This window comes from Pseudomonas oryzagri, from assembly GCF_020831405.1.
In the GTDB taxonomy this organism is placed as follows: domain Bacteria; phylum Pseudomonadota; class Gammaproteobacteria; order Pseudomonadales; family Pseudomonadaceae; genus Geopseudomonas; species Geopseudomonas oryzagri.
This window is the reverse complement of sequence record NZ_JAJHPU010000043.1, coordinates 238,232-257,735: the sequence shown is the minus strand read 5'-3', so window position 1 is coordinate 257,735 and position 19,504 is coordinate 238,232. Positions and strand designations below refer to the sequence as shown.

19 protein-coding genes and 1 riboswitch are annotated in these 19,504 nt (G+C 69.5%); of the genes, 9 read left to right on the top strand and 10 right to left on the bottom strand.

What is annotated here, in order from left to right; genetic code table 11:
• Positions 1-256 precede the first annotated feature (256 nt).
• The 6 genes from atzF (at position 257) to LMJ29_RS17830 (ending at position 7,835) form a co-directional block, all read left to right on the top strand.
• Positions 257-2,062 carry an allophanate hydrolase gene (gene atzF, locus LMJ29_RS17855; RefSeq protein ID WP_229606871.1) on the top strand — a complete coding sequence of 602 codons (1,806 nt, stop codon included), beginning with the start codon at positions 257-259 and terminating at the stop codon, positions 2,060-2,062.
• Positions 2,063-2,248: 186 nt separating this feature from the next.
• Positions 2,249-2,695, top strand: a complete 447-nt coding sequence (gene azu / locus LMJ29_RS17850; protein WP_229606870.1) for an azurin — start codon at positions 2,249-2,251, stop codon at positions 2,693-2,695.
• Positions 2,696-2,983: 288 nt separating this feature from the next.
• The gene (locus LMJ29_RS17845; protein WP_229606869.1) at positions 2,984-3,454 is read left to right on the top strand and encodes a (2Fe-2S)-binding protein; all 471 of its coding nucleotides are present in this window, start codon (positions 2,984-2,986) and stop codon (positions 3,452-3,454) included.
• Complete coding sequence (locus LMJ29_RS17840; protein WP_229606868.1) at positions 3,451-5,781, top strand: xanthine dehydrogenase family protein molybdopterin-binding subunit; 2,331 nt, start codon at positions 3,451-3,453, stop codon at positions 5,779-5,781. Before LMJ29_RS17845 ends, LMJ29_RS17840 begins: the two co-directional genes overlap by 4 nt.
• A 150-nt stretch (positions 5,782-5,931) precedes the next feature.
• Positions 5,932-7,005 carry a DUF2157 domain-containing protein gene (locus LMJ29_RS17835; protein ID WP_229606867.1) on the top strand — a complete coding sequence of 358 codons (1,074 nt, stop codon included), beginning with the start codon at positions 5,932-5,934 and terminating at the stop codon, positions 7,003-7,005.
• A complete protein-coding gene (locus LMJ29_RS17830) occupies positions 7,002-7,835 on the top strand; it encodes a DUF4824 family protein (protein WP_229606866.1) in 834 nt (277 codons plus the stop codon). The genes LMJ29_RS17835 and LMJ29_RS17830 overlap by 4 nt, the downstream gene beginning before the upstream one ends.
• Positions 7,836-7,959: 124 nt before the next feature.
• Here the strand turns inward: LMJ29_RS17830 and LMJ29_RS17825 are convergent, their stop codons facing one another.
• From LMJ29_RS17825 to cobO, 9 genes are all read right to left on the bottom strand, one after another.
• Positions 7,960-8,523: a histidine phosphatase family protein gene (locus LMJ29_RS17825; protein ID WP_229606865.1), complete on the bottom strand. Its 564-nt coding sequence runs from the start codon at positions 8,521-8,523 to the stop codon at positions 7,960-7,962.
• Positions 8,520-9,575 carry a nicotinate-nucleotide--dimethylbenzimidazole phosphoribosyltransferase gene (gene cobT / locus LMJ29_RS17820; protein ID WP_229606864.1) on the bottom strand — a complete coding sequence of 352 codons (1,056 nt, stop codon included), beginning with the start codon at positions 9,573-9,575 and terminating at the stop codon, positions 8,520-8,522. Before cobT ends, LMJ29_RS17825 begins: the two co-directional genes overlap by 4 nt.
• Entirely contained in the window at positions 9,572-10,093 is a 522-nt protein-coding gene (cobU, locus tag LMJ29_RS17815; protein ID WP_229606863.1) for a bifunctional adenosylcobinamide kinase/adenosylcobinamide-phosphate guanylyltransferase, read from the bottom strand. The genes cobT and cobU overlap by 4 nt, the downstream gene beginning before the upstream one ends.
• A gap of 208 nt (positions 10,094-10,301) precedes the next feature.
• Entirely contained in the window at positions 10,302-11,768 is a 1,467-nt protein-coding gene (locus LMJ29_RS17810; protein ID WP_377655863.1) for a cobyric acid synthase, read from the bottom strand.
• Between the two features lie 148 nt (positions 11,769-11,916).
• Entirely contained in the window at positions 11,917-12,951 is a 1,035-nt protein-coding gene (gene cobD / locus LMJ29_RS17805) for a threonine-phosphate decarboxylase CobD (RefSeq protein ID WP_229606862.1), read from the bottom strand.
• The gene (gene cbiB / locus LMJ29_RS17800) at positions 12,944-13,852 is read right to left on the bottom strand and encodes an adenosylcobinamide-phosphate synthase CbiB (protein ID WP_229606861.1); all 909 of its coding nucleotides are present in this window, start codon (positions 13,850-13,852) and stop codon (positions 12,944-12,946) included. Before cbiB ends, cobD begins: the two co-directional genes overlap by 8 nt.
• A complete protein-coding gene (bluB, locus tag LMJ29_RS17795) occupies positions 13,849-14,529 on the bottom strand; it encodes a 5,6-dimethylbenzimidazole synthase (protein WP_229606860.1) in 681 nt (226 codons plus the stop codon). Before bluB ends, cbiB begins: the two co-directional genes overlap by 4 nt.
• A gap of 43 nt (positions 14,530-14,572) precedes the next feature.
• Positions 14,573-15,868 carry a cobyrinate a,c-diamide synthase gene (locus LMJ29_RS17790; protein ID WP_229606859.1) on the bottom strand — a complete coding sequence of 432 codons (1,296 nt, stop codon included), beginning with the start codon at positions 15,866-15,868 and terminating at the stop codon, positions 14,573-14,575.
• Positions 15,869-15,989: 121 nt separating this feature from the next.
• Positions 15,990-16,592, bottom strand: coding sequence for a cob(I)yrinic acid a,c-diamide adenosyltransferase (gene cobO, locus LMJ29_RS17785; RefSeq protein WP_377655741.1), 603 nt, complete (start codon positions 16,590-16,592; stop codon positions 15,990-15,992).
• Positions 16,593-16,840: 248 nt separating this feature from the next.
• Positions 16,841-17,125: riboswitch (cobalamin riboswitch) on the bottom strand.
• 287 nt (positions 17,126-17,412) lie between these two features.
• Here cobO and LMJ29_RS17780 point away from each other — a divergent pair.
• Positions 17,413-17,862, top strand: coding sequence for a bacteriohemerythrin (locus tag LMJ29_RS17780; protein ID WP_229606858.1), 450 nt, complete (start codon positions 17,413-17,415; stop codon positions 17,860-17,862).
• A gap of 370 nt (positions 17,863-18,232) precedes the next feature.
• Positions 18,233-18,682, top strand: coding sequence for a bacteriohemerythrin (locus LMJ29_RS17775; RefSeq protein ID WP_229606857.1), 450 nt, complete (start codon positions 18,233-18,235; stop codon positions 18,680-18,682).
• 72 nt (positions 18,683-18,754) lie between these two features.
• On the opposite strand, the gene LMJ29_RS17770 is transcribed toward LMJ29_RS17775, so the two are convergent.
• Positions 18,755-19,078, bottom strand: a complete 324-nt coding sequence (locus LMJ29_RS17770; protein WP_229606856.1) for a ComEA family DNA-binding protein — start codon at positions 19,076-19,078, stop codon at positions 18,755-18,757.
• Between the two features lie 117 nt (positions 19,079-19,195).
• Here LMJ29_RS17770 and LMJ29_RS17765 point away from each other — a divergent pair, with 117 nt between their 5' ends.
• Positions 19,196-19,501 carry a hypothetical protein gene (locus LMJ29_RS17765; RefSeq protein WP_229606855.1) on the top strand — a complete coding sequence of 102 codons (306 nt, stop codon included), beginning with the start codon at positions 19,196-19,198 and terminating at the stop codon, positions 19,499-19,501.
• Positions 19,502-19,504: the final 3 nt, after the last annotated feature.

Sequence of the window (19,504 nt, the reverse complement as noted above, 5' to 3'; positions counted from 1 at the left end):
GAGACAACCGTAGGGTGGACCGCGCTTCACCGGTCCACCCACCGGCCGCCAGGCCGGCCCGAACAACCAACGGTGGAAAAGGCTGCGCCGTTTTCCACCCTACGAACGCCGAGACAACCGTAGGGTGGACCGCGCTTCATCGGTCCACCAACCGGCCACCAGGCCGGCCCCAATCGCGATGCCTGCGGCATCGGTGGTGGGTTACGCCGCGTTGCGGCTAACCCACCCTACGCCCGGGCCAACAAGGAAATTGACCATGTCCCACGAATTCGACCTGCGCCTCGACACCCTGCGCGCCGCCTATGTGGACGGCCGCACCAATCCGCGCCAGCTGATCGAAGCCCTGCGCGCCAAGGCCGTAGCGCTCAACCCCGAGTTCAAGCTGTTCATCCACCTGCTGTCGCCCGAGGAGCTGGAGCCCTATCTGGCCGCCCTCGACGGCAAGGCGCCGAACGAGCTGCCGCTGTACGGCGTGCCCTTCGCCATCAAGGACAATATCGACCTGGCCGGGATTCCCACGACGGCCGCCTGCCCGGCTTTCGCCTACGTGCCCGAACGCAGCGCGACCATCGTCGAGCAACTGATCGCCCTCGGCGCCGTGCCGCTGGGCAAGAGCAACCTCGACCAGTTCGCCACCGGACTCAACGGCACCCGCTCGCCCTACGGCGCGTGCCGCAACAGCGTGCACCCGGACTATCCGGCCGGCGGCTCCAGCTCCGGCTCGGCGCTGGCGGTGGCGCTCGGCCTGGCCAGCTTCGCCCTCGGCACCGACACCGCAGGCAGCGGCCGGGTGCCGGCGGCGCTCAACAACCTGGTCGGCCTCAAGGCGACCAAGGGGCTGATCTCCACCGCCGGGGTGGTGCCGGCCTGCCGTACCCTGGACTGCGTGACCTTCTTCGCCGCCACCGCCCGCGAGGCCAGCCAGCTGCTGGCGCTGACCGCCAGGCTCGATCTGCGCGACGACTACAGCCGCGCCAACCCGCTGTGGAACGACGCCTCGGCCTTCGGCGCGCCGCGCCCGTTCCGCTTCGGCGTGCCGCGCGCGCAGGACCTGCAGTTCTTCGGCTGCAGCGAAGGGCCTCTGCAGTTCGCCGCGGCCGTGCGCCAGCTGGAAAGCCTCGGCGGCACGCCGGTGGAGATCGATTTTTCACCCTTCCTCGAAGCCGCGCGCCTGCTCTACGAGGGCCCGTGGGTGGCCGAGCGCTACAGCGTGGCCGGCGAACTGCTGGAAACCCACCCCGAGGCGGTGTTGCCGGTGATCCGTGCGGTGCTGGCCAAGGCGCCGGGCACCACGGCGGTCGAGGCGTTCCGCGCCCAGTACCGCCTGCAGGCGCTCAAGGCCATCTGCGATCGCGTCATGGCAGGTCTCGACTGCGTGCTGACCCCGACCATCGGCCGCCCGGTGAGCCTCGCCGAACTGCACGCGGAGCCCGTGCTGCGCAACTCCGAGTTGGGCTACTACACCAACTTCATGAACCTGCTGGACTACGCGGCGGTGGCGGTGCCGACCGGGGTGATGGCGAGCGGCCTGCCCTGGGGCGTGACCCTGTTCGGCCGCGCCTTCACCGACCAGTACCTGCTGGGCCTCGCCGACGCCATGCAACGCCAGCACGGCCTGCCGCTCGCCGGCGGCCGCGCCCTGCAGCTGTCCGCCCCGACCACTCCGGCGCGCAGCGATATGGCCCGCGTGGTGGTGTGCGGCGCGCACCTGGCCGGCCTGCCGCTCAACTGGCAGCTCACCCAGCGCGGCGGCCGGCTGCTCGAGGCCACCCGCAGCGCACCGAGCTACAAGCTCTACGCCCTGGCCGGCGGCCCGCCGCTGCGCCCGGGCATGGTCCGCGTCGCCGAAGGGGGGGCGGCCATCGCCGTCGAGGTCTGGGAACTGCCCAGCCACCAACTGGGCTCCTTCCTCACCGGCATCCCGGCGCCGCTGGGCCTGGGCAAGGTCGAGCTGGAAGACGGCCGCTGGGAAACCGGCTTCATCTGCGAGCCGTACGGGCTGGCGGGCGCCGAGGACATCACCGCCTGCGGCGGCTGGCGGGCGTGGCTGCAGGCACGCTGAACCATGACGGACGGACCAGCGGCCAGCGAACCGGCGGGGCACTGACTATGCTTCAGGATGGAGCGGCATCCCCGCTCGCCTGCCGTGCCGGCCGCGTCGGCACGGCCTTGTACCGACGCAGGGAGCTCGCCCGTCGTGGGCACATCCCGCCCGGAGCGTTAAGCCCGACCTACCCAGGAGGCTCATATGTTTCGCAAACTCGTTGTCCTGTTCCTGCTTGGTGTGTTCAGCGCGCCCCTATGGGCCGATGAATGCGAAGTGGACGTGCAGGCGACCGACCAGATGCAGTTCAGCACCAACGCCATCACCGTGGACAAGAGCTGCAAGACCTTCACCGTCAACCTCGAACACACCGGCAAGATGGACAAGAACGTGATGGGCCACAACTGGGTGCTGAGCACCAGCGCCGACATGCAGCCCGTAATCACCGACGGCAGCGCCGCCGGGCTGGATAACGAGTATCTGAAGGACGACGACCCGCGAGTGATCGCCCACACCAAGGTGATCGGCGGCGGCGAGAAGGACTCGGTGAAGATCGACGTGTCCAAGCTGACGGCCGGCGAGGAGTACATGTTCTTCTGCTCCTTCCCCGGCCACTCCGCGATGATGAAGGGCACTCTCGTCGTGAAGTGACTCTTCGGCCAGCGAACGGTCCGGCCCGAGTCGACCGACCTTTTGCCTCAAGCCCCGGCCCTGTGGTCGGGGCTTTTTGCAACCTGCGGCCGGCCGCGACAAAAAACGCGTGCGCTGCTCGCCCCCCATGCCGAGGGTCATCGATCAGGTGGTATAAACCCCTGTCTGCCGGTTGACCGAGAGTCAGCCAGGCCTGGCGGATCGGCCGTCCAGCGATCCACCACCACGTCGGGACGGAGCGCATGCTTCGGTGCTGCGCACTGAATGAAAAAGAATGGATACGCAGCGATGATCACCCTGAACCTGAACGGCAAGGATCACCAACTCGAGGTGCCGGAGGACATGCCCCTGCTGTGGGCGCTCCGCGACGTCGCCGGCCTCACCGGCACCAAATTCGGCTGCGGCATGGGCCAATGCGGGTCCTGCACCCTGCACCTCGACGGCAAGGCCGTGCGCGCCTGCCTGACCCCGGTCGGCCAGGCGGTCGGCAAGCGGGTGACCACCATCGAGGGGGTGGACCAGGACCCGGTCGGCAAACTGGTCCAGCAGGCCTGGCGGGAGCATGCGGTGGCCCAGTGCGGCTATTGCCAGGGCGGACAGATCATGGCGGCCACCGCCATGCTCAAGGAGAACCGCAACCCCGACGACGGCCAGATCAAAGCGGCGATGGTCGGCAACATCTGCCGCTGCGGCACCTACACGCGCATCCGCACCGCCATCGCCAGCGCGGCCGGCAAGCTGCAAGAGGGCCAGGCATGAGCCAGCGCGAACACAATGCCGGCGAGCCTGCCGATCTGGTGGTCGCCAACCTCAGCCGCCGCGGTTTCCTCAAGGGTCTGGCCGCCACCGGCGCGCTGGTGATCGCCGCCAACTGGGGCATGCCCAGCGCCTTCGCCGCCGGCAAGAAGACCGCCTTCGTCGCCGACGCCCTGCCGCACGGCTGGGTCGACAACCCCAAGGTGCTGCTCAGCATCGCCAAGGATGGCGTGGTCACCTTCGTGTGCACCCGCGCCGAGATGGGCCAGGGCGTGCGCACCAGCCTGGCCATGGTGGTGGCCGACGAGCTGGAAGCCGAGTGGGCGATGATGCGTGTGGTGCAGGCGCCGGGCGACGAGGCGCGCTTCGGCAACCAGGACACCACCGGCTCGCGCAGCATGCGCCACTGGTACGCGCCGCTGCGCCGCTGCGGCGCCGCCGCCCGGCAGATGCTCGAACAGGCAGCCGCCGCGCAGTGGCAGGTGCCGCTCGGCGAATGCCAGGCGCAAGGCCACAAGGTGCTGCACGTGCCCAGCGGGCGCAGCCTGGGCTACGGCGAGCTGGCCGAGGCCGCCGCCGCCCTCGAAGTGCCGCCGCGCGACCAGCTGCGCCTGAAGAAGGCCGAAGAATTCCGCTACATCGGCAAGGAGGCCAAGCGCGCCGTCGACGACGACGACATCGTCCACGGCCGGGCGATCTACGGCGCCGACCTGCGCTTCCCCGACATGCTGTACGCGGTGATCGCCCGCCCGCCGGTGTACGGCGGCACCCTGAAGAGCTACGACGCCAGCGCCACCATGCAGGTGCCCGGCGTGCTCCGGGTGGTGGAGATCGCCGCCACCCCTATCCCCTCGGGGTTCCAGCCGCTCGGCGGGATCGCCGTGGTGGCCGGCAACACCTGGGCGGCGATCAAGGGGCGCGAGGCGCTTCAGCTGGAGTGGGAGCACGGCGCCAACGCCGCCTATCACTCGCCCGCCTATCGCAAGGCGCTCATCGAGGCCGTCCGCCAGCCGGGCAAGCGCCTGCGCAACGTCGGCAACATCGACGCCGCGCAGATGCAGGCGACCAAGACGCTGGAAGCCACCTACTACCTGCCCCACCTCGCCCAGGCGCCGATGGAGCCGCCGGTGGCCACCGCCCTGTTCAAGGACGGCGCCTGCGAGCTGTGGGCGCCCAGCCAGTCGCCGCAGTTGGCGCGCGAGCAAGTCGCCAAGCGCCTGGACCTGCCGCTCGACAAGGTGACGGTCAACGTCACCCTGCTCGGCGGCGGCTACGGCCGCAAGTCCCCGCCCGACTTCATCCTCGAGGCGGCGCTGCTGGCCAGGGAGCTTCCCGGCCGCCATGTGCGCGTGCAGTGGACCCGCGAGGACGACCTGCAGCACGCCTACTTCCACGCCGTGTCGGCGCAGTACCTGCGCGGCGCGCTGGACGACAAGGGTGTTCCCAGCGCCTGGCTGCACCGCAGCGCGGCGCCGAGCATGGCCGCGCCGTTCGGGCCGGACTCCCGGCACCTGCAACAGTTCGAGCTGGGCATGGGCCTGCTCGGCATGCCCTCGCGCCTGCGCAACCTGCGCCAGGAAAACCCCGAAGCCGCGGCGCACACGCGGATCGGCTGGTATCGCTCGGCGCTCAACATGCCCCACGCCTTCGCCATCCAGAGCTTCATCGCCGAGCTGGCGACGGCGGCCGGCCGCGACCATCGCGACTTCCTCCTCGAGCTGATCGGTGCGCCGCGCAAGATCGACCCGGAGCTGCTCGGCGACACCACCAACTACGGCGAGTCGCCGAGCCAGTACCCGCTCGACACCGGGCGCCTGCGCGCGGTGGTCGAGGAGGCTACCAAGCAGGCCGGCTGGGGCCAGCAATTGCCGCCGGGGCGCGGCCTGGGCCTGGCCGTGCACTACAGCTTCGTCAGCTACGTGGCGGTGGTGCTGGACGTCGAGGTGCGTACCGACGGCGTGCTGGTCGTCAACAAGGCGACCATGGCGGTGGACTGCGGCCCGGTGGTCAACCCGGACCGCGTCCGCGCACAGATGGAGAGCGCCTGCGTGATGGGCCTGGGCAACGCCACGCTCAGCGAGATCACCTTCCGCGAGGGCCAGGTGGAGCAGAGCAATCTGCACAACTACCAGGTGGCGCGCATGCCGCTGGCGCCGCGGGAAATCGCCGTGCACCTGATCCGCCCCGAAGGCGAGACGGCGCTGGGCGGCGCCAGCGAACCGGGCGTGCCGCCGATCGCCCCGGCGCTGTGCAACGCCATCTTCGCCGCCACCGGCAAGCGCATCCGCGAACTGCCGATCCGCAACCAGCTGATGGACTGGAAGGTCTGAGGGACCGCCGGGTGCGCGGGGCGCCGCTCGCCTCGCGCACCCGGACGGACCGTGGATACGCCGGCCCGTCTGGCGTTCGCCGCCTGGTGACCACGCCGGTTTGCCGCTAGAGTTTCGCCCATCCCCCCGAGTGCCCAGCAAGGATTCGCCATGACACTCAGCCGCGACCAGGCCCAGCAGCGGGCCGACGACATCCAGGCGTTTCGCCGCGAACTGCGGCGCCTGCAGGACGAACAGGCCCTTGGCCTCGAGCCGACGCAACTGGAACGCCTCGCCGCCCACCACCGCCGGCTGCTCGACGACTATCGCCACAGCTTCGACATCGACCAGGACAGTCAGGCCAAGCGCCTGTCGCTGAGCATGCGCATCGCCTCCCTGCTCGGCGCGCTGGCCCTGGCGGCCAGCGTGCTGTTCCTGTTCTACCAGTTCTGGGGTCTGTTCGGCGCCACCACCCAGGTCGCCATCCTGATCGGCGCCTCCCTGGGCAGCCTGCTGCTCACCTTGTGGGTGCGCGGTCGCGACGGCTCGGGCTACTTCAGCAAGCTCGCCGCCATGGTCGCCTTCGCCTGCCTGGTGCTCAACACGGTGATGCTCGGCCAGATCTTCAACATCACGCCCACCGACAACGCCCTGCTCGCCTGGGCCGCCTATGCCCTGCTGCTGGCCTACGCCTGCGACGCGCGCCTGCTGCTGGCCGCCGGGCTGATCAGCCTGCTGGCCTTCGTCGCCGCGCGGGTCGGCACCTGGAGCGGCGTCTACTGGCTGAGCATGGGCGAATTCCCCGAGCACTTCCTGCCCGCCGGCCTGCTGATCTTCGCCGTGCCGCTGCTGGTGCCGCAGCAGGGCTTCAGCGGCTTCGCAGCGATCTATCGGGTGTTCGGCTTGCTGGCGCTGCTGCTGCCGATGCTGGTGCTGGCCAACTGGGGCGAGGCCAGCTACCTGCCCTGGAATGCGGCACTGATCGAGGGTTTCTATCAGACGCTCGGCTTCCTCGGCGCGGGCCTGGCGATCTGGCTCGGCACCCGCCGCGACTGGCCGGAGGTGGTCAATACCGGCCTGACCTTCTTCGTCGTCTTCCTCTACACCAAGCTGTTCGACTGGTGGTGGGAGATCCTGCCCAAGTACCTGTTCTTCCTGCTGCTGAGCCTGGTCGCGGTGCTGATCCTGGTGATCCTGCGCCGCCTGCGCCTGAGCCACGGCCACAAGGGAGGTGCGAACGCATGAGCCGCCTCGCCCATCGCTACACCCATCGCCACGCCCTGTTCGCCGGTGTGGCGCTGATCCTGCTGATCAACGCCTTCGCCCTCGCCGGCGCCTGGTACAACCGCAGCGGCGCCCCGGACAGCCGCCTGGCGCTCAGCGAGCGCGAGCTGGACGGCATGTCGGCCGGGCTGCGCAAGGAGAACAGCGGCCTGGCGCTGCAGCTGCGCTGGCGCATGCCGAGCGCCGCGGAGGACCAGGGGAACCGCTACAACCGGCGCCTGAGCGACGCGCAGATGCGCCAGCTGGGCTTCCAGCTGCCCGCGGCGGAGGACTGCGAACCCCGCTGCCGGCGCCAGGCCGCGCGCGAGGTGCTGGTGGTGCTGGAGCTGGACGGCCCGGCCTACCGCGAGGAGCTACGCCGCCAGCAGGCGCAGCTGGAGCAGGCCAGCCAGGCGCTCGCCGCCCTGCCCGAGGACAAGCAGCTGCAGCAGCGCGTGAAGCACCAGCGCGACGAACTGGACACCCTGCAGCTCGATACCCGGCTGTACGCGGTGGACACCGGTCTCGACCGCGACGCCCTGCGCCAGCGCTATCCGGACCGCAGCCGCTACGCCATCGTGCAGGGACTGGTGCGGCCCAGCCATTGGCACAACTCGACGGGGCTGCAGGGCTATCTCAGCGAGCTGAGCATCGAGCGGATCACGGTGCCGCAGCACTGGCACCGGGCACTGGCCGATCTGCCGAGTCGGGTTCGCGACAAGTCGACGACGCCCGGCCAGCGCATCGAGGTCGCCTTCGGCCAGCGCCTGGAGCCGTGGATCGCCGCGGTCGGCGCAGCTACGCCGGACTGATCGATGGATGACTGAGCGTGCCCCGCTCCCGTGGGGGCACGCCGCCGGGGACGCTCTGCGTCCCATGCGCGCAGAACGTCTACTGCAAGGCTCCCGCGCAAAGGCCCGGGCGCCGGCGGAGGAACTACTCGCTGATCCGCAGCCCCTCGCCCACCCGCAACCGATGCAGCGCGCCGTGGCCCACCTCCACCTGCAACAGGTCGCCACGCGGCAGGCCGCGGGCGCGCGCCAGCAGCAGGCGCATCACCCCGCCGTGGGTGACCAGCAGCAGATGCCGGCCGGCGTGCTGGCGCTGCAGGCGCTCGATGGCTCCGAGCACCCGCGCCTCGAAGTCGACCAGCGGCTCGCCGTCAGGCGGGGTGAAGCCGTAGGGATCGCTCCAGAAGCGGCCCAGCGCGTCGGCGTCGCGCTCCCACAGCTCGGCGGCCGTGCGGCCCTCCCAGGCGCCGAAGTCCAGCTCGCGCAAACCGCTTTCCAGCTGTAGCGGCAAACCGTGGCGGTCGGCCAGCTGCGCGGCGAAGGCGGCGCAGCGCTGCAGCGGCGAGCTGACCAGCGCCTGCCAGGGGGCGGGCTCGCCGAGCGCGGCGTGCATTTGGCTCCAGCCGAGCGTGGTGAGGGCGTCGTCGAGGCGACCGCGAAAGCCGCCGCCTAGTTCGGTCTCGCCATGGCGCAGCAGGTCGAGAATCATGGCGCGCGGTCGCTGACCTGCGCCTCGGCGAAGGTCGCCATGCTGGCGTGCAGACTGCAGGCCAGGCGCAGCAGCGGCACCGCCAGCGCCGCGCCGCTGCCCTCGCCCAGGCGCAGGCCGAGTTCGAGCAACGGTTCGGCCTTGAGCGCCTGCAGCACCAGGGCATGGCCGGGCTCGGCGCCGCGATGGCCGAACAGCAGCCACGGCCGGCAGCCGGGATTGAGGCGCACGGCGCACAACGCGGCGACCGTGGCGATGAAGCCGTCGACCAGCACCGGCAGGCCGTACTGGCCGCAGGCGACGTAGGCGCCGACCAGCGCGGCGATCTCGAAGCCACCGAGCCGGCGCAGCGCCTCGTGCGGATCGCCGCAGTCGCGCAGGTGCAGCAGCAGGGCGCTGTCGATCACCCGCTGCTTGCGCGCCACCCCGGCGGCGTCCAGGCCGGTGCCGGCGCCGGTCAGCGCCAGCGCCGGCAGGTCGAGCAGCGCGCAGCCGAGCGCCGTCGCCGCGGTGGTGTTGCCGATGCCCATCTCGCCGCCGATATACAGCCCGGCGCCCACTTGGCGCGCCCGCTCGACGCTGGCGCGGCCGGCGGCCAGCGCCGCCTGGCACTGCTCGTCGCTCATCGCCGGACCGTGGGCGAGGTTGGCGGTGCCGGGGCCCAGCGCGTAGCTGTGCACGCCGCCCAGCGGCTCGCCGCCCCCGACGGTGCCGAGGTCGATCACCTCGATGCGGGCCTGCAGCTGATGGGCCAGCACGCTGATCGCCGCACCGCCGGCGACGAAGTTGTGCAGCATCTGCCGGGTCACTTCCTGCGGATAGGCCGACACGCCCTCGGCGACCACCCCGTGGTCGCCGGCGAACACGGCGATCCACGGCTGTTCGAGGTGCGGGCACTCGCGGCCCTGCATCGCGGCCAGCTCGACGGCCAGTTGCTCGAGGCGGCCGAGCGCGCCGGTCGGCTTGGTCAGGCGCGCCTGACGCTGCTCGGCCTTCTGCCGCGCCACGTGGTCGAGGGGCTGGCAGGCGGCCTGCCACCAGAATTCGTTCATCGGGTCTCCCCTTTCAGGATCATCGGCAACCCCGCCACACAGAAGGTCACGCGCTGGGCACGCTCGGCGAGCGCCTGGTGCAGCCAGCCGGCCTCGTCGACGTAACGGCGCGTCAGCTCGCCCAGCGGCACCACACCGAGGCCGGTCTCGTTGCTGACCAGGAGGATGCGCCCCGGCAGCGCGGCGATGCCCTCGAGCAGGGCGTCGCGCTCGCGTTCGAGATGGGTGCCCTCGTCAATCCATAGTAGATTGGTCAGCCAAAGCGTCAGGCAGTCGACCAGCACGCAGCGATCGTCCCGCGCGTGCTCGCGCAGCGCCTGCATCAGGTGCAGCGGCTCCTCCACCAGCGCCCAGTCGGCCGGGCGGCGCGCCCGGTGATGGGCGATGCGCGCGGCCATTTCGTCGTCGCCCGCCTGGGCGGTGGCGAGGTAGGTAACCGCCAGGCCAGACTCGTCCGCCAGGCGTTCGGCCAGGCGGCTCTTGCCGGAGCGGGCGCCGCCGAGGATCAGTTCAAGCATGGAGTGGTCTCTTCCGATTCAGGGGGTGAAGGGGCGCATTCGCAGGCCGCAGGGTGGACGCCCACCGCGCAGAAAACAGAAAACTCGCGTAACGATTTTCCACCCGCGCCCACGCCGCCCGGCGGGTGGGTGATCGCTGCAACTGCGCCAAATTGCTGGGTAATCGCTGCGCGAGTTGCCCACCCTACGCAGTCCCCGCCACCGGCGTTCATGCCGGCAGTCCGCACAGCTGGCGCAGCCGCGTGCAGTCAAGGTGCGCCTCGACCAGATCGGCCAGGCGCTCGATGTCGCGCTCACGCAGCGCATGGTAGTCGGGCATCGCCACTTCGCGCAGGCCCGCCCAGCGCAGCAGTGCGGCACAGGCGGCCGGGGTCTCGAACAGGCCGTGCAGGTAGGTGCCGAGCACCTGGCCATCCTCGCTCAGCGCGCCGTCGCTGCGGCCATCGGCGAGATACACCGCCGGACGCGCGAGACCGGCGCCGCGGCTGACCCCGGCGTGGATCTCGTAGCCGCCGACCTCGGCGTCTTCCAGCGCCAGGCGGCCGCGCACGTTGCGCAGCTGCTTGTCGGCTTCCAGCACGGTGTCCAGTTCGAGCAGACCGAGGCCCTGGCTCGCCCCCGGCGCGCCTTCCAGGCCGAGCGGATCGGCGATCTCGCCGCCGAGCATCTGCAGTCCGCCGCAGATCCCGAGGACCTTGCCGCCGTAGCGCAGGTGGCGCTGGATCGCCGCCTCCCAACCCTGTGCGCGCAGGTGGGCGAGATCGCTGCGCACGCTCTTCGAGCCGGGCAGCACGATCAGGTCGGCCGGCGGGATGGTCTGGCCGGGGCCGACGAAGGTCAACTCCACCTGCGGGTGCAGGCGCAGCGGGTCGAAGTCGGTGTGGTTGCTGATGCGCGGCAGCACCGGCACCACCACCTTGAGACGCTCGCCGCGCTTCTCGCTCTGGCGCACGTCGATGGCGTCCTCGGCCTCCAGGTGCAGGTCGTGCAGATAGGGCAGCACGCCGAGCACCGGCTTGCCGGTGCGCGCCTCCAGCCAGTCGAGGCCGGGCTCGAGCAGCGCCAGGTCGCCGCGGAAGCGGTTGATCACGAAGCCCTGGACGCGCGCCTGCTCGGAGGGCGACAGCAGTTCTAGGGTGCCGACCAGGTGGGCGAATACGCCGCCCTTGTCGATGTCGGCGATCAGGATCACCGGGCAGTCGACCGCCTCGGCGAAACCCATGTTGGCGATGTCGCCGGCGCGCAGGTTGATCTCCGCCGGCGAACCGGCGCCCTCGACCATCACCACCGCGTACCGCGCGCTCAGGCGATGGTGCGAGTCGAGCACCGCCTGCATGGCGACGCGCTTGTAGTCGTGGTAGGCGACGGCGTTCATGCTGGTCACCGCGCGGCCGTGGACGATCACCTGGGCGCCGGTGTCGCTGTTGGGCTTGAGCAGCACCGGGTTCATGTCGGTGTGTGGGGCGAGCCCCGCGGCCTGCGCCTGCACCGCCTGGGCGCGGCCGATCTCGCCGCCATCGGCGGTAACGGCCGAGTTGAGCGCCATGTTCTGCGGCTTGAACGGCGCCACCGCCACGCCCTGGCGACTCAGCCAGCGGCACAGCGCGGTCACCAGGGTGCTCTTGCCGGCGTCGGAGGTGGTGCCTTGCACCATCAGGGTCGCGCCCTGCGCCATCAGGGTGGTCATCGGGAGTCCTTCTGCTTGTCGGCCAAGGCCGGTCGTAGGGTGGAAAACCCGCGCAGCGGTTTTCTACCGCTGCCGCTGCGGCGACCCGCGTGGTGGTCAATCGCTGCGCGAGTTGTCCACCCTGCTGGGCTGCGCCTCATGCGTGCTCCTTGTGGAGCGCTTGGCGAAGCGCGCCGGAGGCGCTGCGCTGCCAGTCGTGCAGCGCCTGCTGCAGGCGCTGCCAGCCCGCCTCGTCGCCGGGCAGGCCGAAGCGCAGGCTGGCCGGTTCGGCGAACAGGCGAACGAGGATGCCGCGGCGGGCGAGGAAGTCGTACAGCACGGTGGCCTGCAGCACCGGCACCCACTGGAACAGCGCCGTACCGCCGGCCGGGTTCAGCCCGTGCGCGCGCAGCAGTTCGGCCAGTGCCTGACCTTGGCGCTGCAGCTCGGCGGCACGGCGCCGGCGCGCGCCGACACTGGCCGCATCCAGCGCCGCCAGGCCGACGCAGCGCGCGGGGCCGCTGATCGCCCAGGGGCCGAGGCGCTCGCGCAGGCTGGCCAGCAGGCCGGGCTCGGCCAGCACGAAGCCCAGGCGGATGCCGGCCAGGCCGAAGAACTTGCCGACCGAGCGCAGCACGATCAGCCCCGGCAGGTGGGCATGGGCCGCCAGGCTGTGCTCGGGCGTGCAGTCGATGAACGCCTCGTCGACCAGCAGGCAACCGCCGCGCGCCCGCAGGCGGGCGTGCCAGTCGAGCAGCTGCGCCGGCGCGAAGCGCTCGCCGGTGGGATTGTTGGGGTTGGCCAGCACCAGCACGTCGAGCTTGTCGAGTTGGGCGTCGATGGCCGCGGCGTCCAGGCGCAGCAGTCGATGGCCGGCGCGCCGCCAGGCGTGGGCGTGCTCGGCGTAGCTGAGGCCGAGCACGCCGACCCGCGCAGGCGGGAACAGTTCGGGCAGCGCCTGGATCGCCGCCTGGCTGCCGGCCACCGCCAGCGCCTGACGCGCGCCGTAGCAGGCGCAGGCAGCCTGTTCCAGGCCGTCGTCCTCCTCCGGCAGGCGCGCCCACGCGGCCAGCGGGATCGCCGGCAGCGGCCAGGGCTCGGCAGCGATGCCGGTGGACAGGTCCAGCCAGTCGGCCAGCGGGATGCCGTAGCGCTGCGCGGCGGCGCGCAGCCGGCCACCGTGTTCAAGCATGCAGCCAGCCTCCGAGCAGAATCAGCGCCAGCCACAGCGCCACACCGCGGCGCAGCAGGCTGAGCGCCCCGTCGATACTTTCGGCATCGGCCGCCACGCCCTCGCCGAGCACCGGACGCTGATGCAGTTCGCCGTGGTAGATCGCCGCGCCGCCCAGTTCGACGCCCAGCGCACCGGCGCCGGCGGCCATCACCGGGCCGGCGTTGGGGCTGTCCCACTGCGGCGCCTGGCGGCGCCAGCAGGCCAGCGCGCGGCGGGTCTGGCCGAACAGCGCGTAGGTCAGCGCGGTGAGGCACGCCGGCACGAAGTTGAGCAGATCGTCGATGCGCGCCGCCGCCCAGCCGAAACGTTCGAAACGCGGCGTGCGATAGCCCCACATGGCGTCCAGGGTATTGCTCAGCCGATAGAGCACCACGCCCGGCGCGCCGGCCACGGCGAACCAGAACAGCGCGGCGAACACCGCGTCGCTGCCGTTCTCCAGTACCGACTCGGTGGCGGCGCGGGCCACGCCACGGTCGTCCAGCGCGCTGGTGTCGCGGCTGACCACCCTGCCCACACCGCGCCGCGCCGCCTCCAGGTCGCCGCGGCGCAGGGCGTCGAGCACCGGCAGGGCGTGCTCGTGCAGGCTGCGCAGGCCCAGGGCCGCGTAGAGGGCGAGGATTTCCAGCAGGCCGCCGAGCAGCGGCAGCTGCACCAGCAGCCAGGTGAGCGCGGTGAGTGGCAGCACCGCCAGGCACCAGGCGGTGACGCCATGGCTGCGCCAGCCGCCGCCATGGGCGTTGAAGCGGGCCTCCAAGGCATTGGCCAGACGGCCGAAGGCCACCAGCGGATGATGGCGGCGCGGCTCGCCGAGGGCGACGTCCAGCGCCACGCCGGCGCACAGGGCCAGTCCCAGGCTCATGGACGCGCTCCCCAATGGTTCTCGTAGAGCATCTCGGCCAGCGGACGCTCCGCCGCCCAGCCCTCCTCCACCAGCATCGGGCGCGGATAGAACTCGTCGACCGGGCCGAGGCAGAGCAGCGCCAGCGGCTCGGCGCCCTGCGGCAGGCCGAGCAGTTCGCCGAGGGCGACCGGCTCGAACAGCGACACCCAGCCCATGCCGAGGCCTTCGGCGCGGGCCGCCAGCCACAGGTTCTGGATCGCGCAGGACAGCGAGGCGAGGTCCATCTGCGGCAGGGTGCGGCGGCCGAACACGAAGCGCTCGCGGCCGTCCATCAGGCAGGCGACCAGCAGCTCGGCGCTGTCCTCGATACCCTCGACCTTGAGGCGCATGAACTCGTCGCCCCGCTCGCCGAGCGCCTCGGCGGTGCACAGGCGTTCGGCCTCGACCAGTGCGCGGATCTGCCGGCGCAACTCGCGGTCGGTGATGCGGATAAAGCGCCACGGCTGCATCAGGCCGACGCTGGGCGCGTGGTGCGCGGCGTCGAGCAGGCGGGCGAGCAGCTCGGGGGCCACGCTGCCGCCGCTGAAGTGGCGCATGTCGCGGCGCGCGGCGATGGCGCGGTAGACCGCGGCACGCTCCTCGGCGCTGAAGGCGTGGGGATTTTCGGCCGGGGCCGGGGGGGTCTGGTCGGTCATGGGCAGATGAGGCCGGGCGCGGCCTGCAGGGTCTCCGGATGGCTCAGGGCCGCAGCAGCGCGGCGGCGGCGCGCGGCGCGGAGGGCAGATAGAAGTGGATGTAGCTGGCGGTCAGCCGGCCACTGCGATACAGCGGCTCGCGCACCCGCCGATGATTCGGGCACTCGCCATGGGCGATCGGCTCCATGGCACACGCCATGCTCGAATGGTGGTAGCTGTGGCCGCGGATGAGTTCGCCGTCCAGCTCGATCTCCTGCATGGCCAGGCTCACCAGCTTCGGCTGCATCTGCGCCTCGCCCGGCAGCAGGCCGAGCATCGCACCGCGCCGGCCGTCGAGGTCGGTCAGGGCGTCGAGCAGGTAGAGCATGCCGCCGCACTCGGCGAGGATCGGCTTGCCGGCGGCGTGATGGGCGCGGATCGCCACCTGCATCGGCAGGTTGGCGGCCAGGCGCTCCAGATGCAGCTCGGGGTAGCCGCCCGGCAGGTACAGGCTGTCGACGTTGGGCAGCTGGCGGTCGTCGAGCGGCGAGAAGAATACCAGCTCGGCCCCCAGCGCGCGCAGCAGGTCGAGGTTGGCCGGGTAGACGAAGGCGAAGGCCGCGTCGCGGGCCACGCCGATGCGCACGCCCTGCAGCAGGGGCGAGCGGACCTCCGGCGGCGGAGCCTGGAACTCCACGGCCGGCGGCAGGCCCAGCTCGGCGCTGCGCGCCAGGGCGGCGCCCGCCGCGTCCAGGCGCAGGTCGAGGTCGGCGAGCTCCTCGGCCTGCACCAGGCCCAGGTGGCGACGGGGCAGTTCGATGGCGGCCTCGCGCGGCAGGGCGCCGTACCAGGCCAGATGCGCGGGCAGGCAGTCGCGCAGGATCTCGCCATGGCGCGCGCTGCCGACCCGGTTGGCGAGCACGCCGGCGAACGGCAGGTCGCTCTGGTAGCTGGCCAGGCCGTGGGCGATGGCGGCGAAGGTCTGCGCCATCGCCGCCCCGTCGATCACCGCCAGCACCGGCACACCGAAGCGACGCGCCAGCTCGGCGGCCGAGGGGGTGCCGTCGAACAGGCCCATCACCCCCTCGATAAGGATCAGCTCGGCCTCCCCCGCCGCTTGCCACAGCCGGCGCCGGCACTCCTCCTCGCCGACCAGCCAGAGGTCCAGCGAGTCGACCGGCGCGCCGCTGGCGCGGGCAAGGATCATGGGGTCGAGAAAGTCCGGACCGCACTTGAACACCCGCACACGCAGGCCCTGCCCGACGAAGTGGCGCGCCAGCGCGGCGGTGACCGTGGTCTTGCCCTGCCCGGAGGCCGGGGCGGCGATCAACAGGGCGGGACAGCGGCGAGCATCGTTCATGGGCGACTCCATGCGGATAGGGCGAATATGGAAAGGCGCGCCCTCATCGACGGCCGGCCAGCCTGCAATGACCCGCTCGTCGGGAAAAAATTCGCCCCGCTGCGCACAAGGGAGAAGCGCATCAAAATTCCACGCCTTTCTGCGCCTTCACGCCGGCCTGGAAGGCGTGCTTGACCAGGGCGATTTCGCTGACCGTATCGGCCACCGCGATCAACCCGGCCGGCGCGCCGCGTCCGGTGACCACCACGTGCTGCATCGGCGGGCGCGCGGCGAGGTCGGCCAGTACGGTTTCGAGCTGCAGGTAGCCGTACTTGAGGGCGATGTTCAGCTCGTCCAACACCACCAGGCCAATCTGCTCGTCCTGCAACAGTTCGCGAGCCACCGCCCAGGCCTCGGCGGCCTTGTGCATGTCGCGCTGGCGGTCCTGGGTCTCCCAGGTGAAACCCTCGCCCATCACGTGATAGCGCACCTCGTCGGGAAAGCGACGGAAGAAAGCTTCCTCGCCGGTGCTGGCCGCGCCCTTGATGAACTGCACCACGCCGGCACGCAGGCCGTGGCCGAGGGCGCGCGCCAGCATGCCGAAGGCCGCGCTGCTCTTGCCCTTGCCGTTGCCGGTGTTGACCAGCAGCAGGCCGCGCTCGGCAGCGGCCTCGGCGATCTTCGCGTCGACCACCGCCTTCTTGCGCTGCATGCGCGCCCGGTGGCGCTCGTCGCGCTCGCTCATCGGAGCACCTCGCAGGCATGCAGCGAGGCGAGCCGGTGGCGGGCACGCGACAGGGCTTCGGGCATCGCAAAAAGGAGGGAAACGCCACGCGACAGGCGAGGCACAGGCGCGGCAAGGGGCTTGCTCATCGGTCATTCTCCACATCGCGCGCACCCGCGCGAGCATGGTTGCGAAGGCATGCGGAGGACCAGGCGACGAACGGACGACTGCAAGGAAGGCCGCCCAGCCGACGGGTAGCGCCCTCCGCGATACCGTGGATGCGACAGGCCGGTCTCCGGGCTCGCGAGTGGAGTGTCGAAGACTCCTGAAGCCACGCCTTCCCATGTTCCGACGGAACACAGTGGCTGAGGGCGATGCGCATCTGCGCCGCTTCGCCTGTCGTGGGGCTTCTTGACTCGCCTACCGTTGCGGGGGCAGCGCCGGGTTGGCATATAAAGTGCACGTTAATAAAAGTGCAAAGAAAATGCGCACCGGCTTCCCTGTTTCACCCTCCCGAGTCTTGGCTGGGGGGCACCTGAAGCAGGGCAGGAGGTTAGAGGGAGATAAAGGGAACGTCAAATAAACGTCGTCGATCATGGCAGAAAAATATCGGCAACATCTTCACAACCTCGTCAGCCTGCAATAAAGTCCATGCCAGGCTCATGGTTTTGTCGAAACCCTGATGCCAGACACGTAGAGCGCAGCTGACGACCAAGCTCCTCCGAACATCCTGCGGGCTTGTAGCACAACCTACAGGCCGCAAACCCAGACTTACGCCCGCCGGCGCGAATATCGATCCACCGGCAGGGATAAAGCGAAGATTAAATAGAGGAAAATCCACATGGGGTTTGTCATATCTTGGTCAGCCGAATTCGCCACCGGCATCGACATCATCGATGAACAGCACAAACGGATTTTTGAGTACCTGACGGAAATCGACCACGCGATCAAGGCCAAATCCACCAGCGAAGTCGAATATGTGGTCAAGGCTCTGCTGGATTACGCGGTGTCCCACAACACCTTCGAGGAAAGCCTGATGGAAAAGGCCGGCTATCCGATGCTGGAAGCCCACCACCAGGTCCATGAAGCCTTCAAGAATCGCGCCCACGATTACGTGCAACGCCTGGCCGCCGGCGAAGACCATTTCCGCCTGGCCCGCGAAGTGCGCACCGACATCGGCCTGTGGCTGACCAACCACATCAAGCGCGACGACAAGCATTACGTGCCCTACGTGAAGAAGAGCCTCGACGGCGGCTTCGTGGCGCGGATGCTGGGCAAGTTCTTTGGCTGACCAAGCCTGCCGGCGCGGAATCGCCGGGTAATACTCGCAGTCCCGGCGCACCGTTTAGGTGCGCCAACCAGATCAAGACACCGACAGAGTGTCTGGGTGACCCCCTGGAAAAACGAAGAAAACAACAAGAGAGCAGAATCCAATGACTTCCACCTGCCGTAGGTTCCTCCCCGCCGTTCCCGTCTTCCCATTCGCGGAAGGCAATCCGCCGTCAATCGTCTTGCCGTGCAGTTGAGCCACTGATCGCCATACAGCCAGCAACCGCTGGCGGTCGGCGTTCGCTCCCGTCTTGCCCCAGCCGGGCTAGGGGACAGGAGTTCCGGCGCCACGCCAGTCTGATTCAACCGTTCAACGAACAAGGAATCGACGCATGAGCTATGTCATCACCTGGACTGCCGAGTTCGAAACAGGCATCGACATCATCGACGACCAACACCGGCGGATTTTCGAATACCTGTCGGAAATCGATCACGCCATCAAGACGCAGAATGTCGAGGAAGTCGAACACGTGATCAAGTCGCTGATCGACTACGCGATTTCCCACAATACCTTCGAGGAAAGCCTGATGGAGAAGGCCGGCTATCCGATGCTGGAAGCCCACCATCAGGTCCACGAAGCCTTCAAGGCGCGCGCCCACTCCTATCAGGATCGTCTGAGCAGCGGCGAAGACAGCTTCCGCGTGGCCCGGGAAGTGCGCACCGACATCGGCCTGTGGCTGACCAACCATATCAAGCGCGACGACAAGCACTATGTGCCCTTCGTCAAGCGCACCATCGAAGGCGGCTTCATCACCCGCATGCTCGGCAAGTTCTTCGGCTGAGCGGCCCCCATGCAAAGGGCCGGCGCAAGGCCGGCCCCTTGTAGATCAGCACAACAGTACAGCAGCGATCAGTCAGTTGACGGTCAACCGCTCGCGATTCTTCTCCAGGGTCGCCTCGCCGATCCCCTTCACTTCCAATAACTCGTCCACCGACTCGAACGCACCGTTCGCCTGGCGATATTCGACGATGGCGTGAGCCTTGGTCTCGCCGATACCGTTCAACTCGCGCGCCAGCGTCTCGGCATCGGCGCTGTTCAGATCCACCTTGGCGGCGGGAGCAGCGGGCGCCGCGACGGCCGCGGGCTGCGGCGCAGCGGAGGATTCAGCGGCGGTGGCGGACAGGGAAAAACCGCAAAGCAGGGCCAGCAGTGCGGCGCAATAACGCAGTTTCGACATGATCGACAGTTCCTTTTGTCGGTTGGCGGAAAGCCGCCGCTACAACGGGCGGCCAAACGACACTAAAACAGGTCAACGGAAAGTCAATTCAAAGACCACATAAAATATAATGGAAATATGGGCAAGTTGATCCAGTCGACATTTGCGAGGCCACTGCAAGGCTGGCAGAATTGCAACACATCCATGTATTTCCTGTTTATTTACGTACCAGGCTTCATGCAAAACCCGAAAGATTTGTTGCGCGCCCAACTCACCCAGGCAGTCGAACAGTTCCAGAGCGAGCAGCAGGGGGAAATCACCCTCTACGCTGCACAACTGGCGCCAGAAAAACGCCCTTGGCGCAAGAAACCAAGCGTGCAGGACGAAGTGTTCGCCAAGGAACTCGACAACCTGCGCCAGCAGAAAAGCGAACCGCAAACCTGAGCC

What these genes read in the sequence shown, in the direction of transcription:
- atzF (WP_229606871.1), top strand. Translation starts at nt 257, where the DNA reads ATGTCCCACGAATTCGACCTGCGCCTCGACACCCTGCGCGCCGCCTAT.
- azu (WP_229606870.1), top strand. Translation starts at nt 2,249, where the DNA reads ATGTTTCGCAAACTCGTTGTCCTGTTCCTGCTTGGTGTGTTCAGCGCG.
- LMJ29_RS17845 (WP_229606869.1), top strand. Translation starts at nt 2,984, where the DNA reads ATGATCACCCTGAACCTGAACGGCAAGGATCACCAACTCGAGGTGCCG.
- LMJ29_RS17840 (WP_229606868.1), top strand. Translation starts at nt 3,451, where the DNA reads ATGAGCCAGCGCGAACACAATGCCGGCGAGCCTGCCGATCTGGTGGTC.
- LMJ29_RS17835 (WP_229606867.1), top strand. Translation starts at nt 5,932, where the DNA reads ATGACACTCAGCCGCGACCAGGCCCAGCAGCGGGCCGACGACATCCAG.
- LMJ29_RS17830 (WP_229606866.1), top strand. Translation starts at nt 7,002, where the DNA reads ATGAGCCGCCTCGCCCATCGCTACACCCATCGCCACGCCCTGTTCGCC.
- LMJ29_RS17825 (WP_229606865.1), bottom strand. Translation starts at nt 8,523, where the DNA reads ATGATTCTCGACCTGCTGCGCCATGGCGAGACCGAACTAGGCGGCGGC.
- cobT (WP_229606864.1), bottom strand. Translation starts at nt 9,575, where the DNA reads ATGAACGAATTCTGGTGGCAGGCCGCCTGCCAGCCCCTCGACCACGTG.
- cobU (WP_229606863.1), bottom strand. Translation starts at nt 10,093, where the DNA reads ATGCTTGAACTGATCCTCGGCGGCGCCCGCTCCGGCAAGAGCCGCCTG.
- LMJ29_RS17810 (WP_377655863.1), bottom strand. Translation starts at nt 11,768, where the DNA reads ATGGCGCAGGGCGCGACCCTGATGGTGCAAGGCACCACCTCCGACGCC.
- cobD (WP_229606862.1), bottom strand. Translation starts at nt 12,951, where the DNA reads ATGCTTGAACACGGTGGCCGGCTGCGCGCCGCCGCGCAGCGCTACGGC.
- cbiB (WP_229606861.1), bottom strand. Translation starts at nt 13,852, where the DNA reads ATGAGCCTGGGACTGGCCCTGTGCGCCGGCGTGGCGCTGGACGTCGCC.
- bluB (WP_229606860.1), bottom strand. Translation starts at nt 14,529, where the DNA reads ATGACCGACCAGACCCCCCCGGCCCCGGCCGAAAATCCCCACGCCTTC.
- LMJ29_RS17790 (WP_229606859.1), bottom strand. Translation starts at nt 15,868, where the DNA reads ATGAACGATGCTCGCCGCTGTCCCGCCCTGTTGATCGCCGCCCCGGCC.
- cobO (WP_377655741.1), bottom strand. Translation starts at nt 16,592, where the DNA reads ATGAGCGAGCGCGACGAGCGCCACCGGGCGCGCATGCAGCGCAAGAAG.
- LMJ29_RS17780 (WP_229606858.1), top strand. Translation starts at nt 17,413, where the DNA reads ATGGGGTTTGTCATATCTTGGTCAGCCGAATTCGCCACCGGCATCGAC.
- LMJ29_RS17775 (WP_229606857.1), top strand. Translation starts at nt 18,233, where the DNA reads ATGAGCTATGTCATCACCTGGACTGCCGAGTTCGAAACAGGCATCGAC.
- LMJ29_RS17770 (WP_229606856.1), bottom strand. Translation starts at nt 19,078, where the DNA reads ATGTCGAAACTGCGTTATTGCGCCGCACTGCTGGCCCTGCTTTGCGGT.
- LMJ29_RS17765 (WP_229606855.1), top strand. Translation starts at nt 19,196, where the DNA reads ATGGGCAAGTTGATCCAGTCGACATTTGCGAGGCCACTGCAAGGCTGG.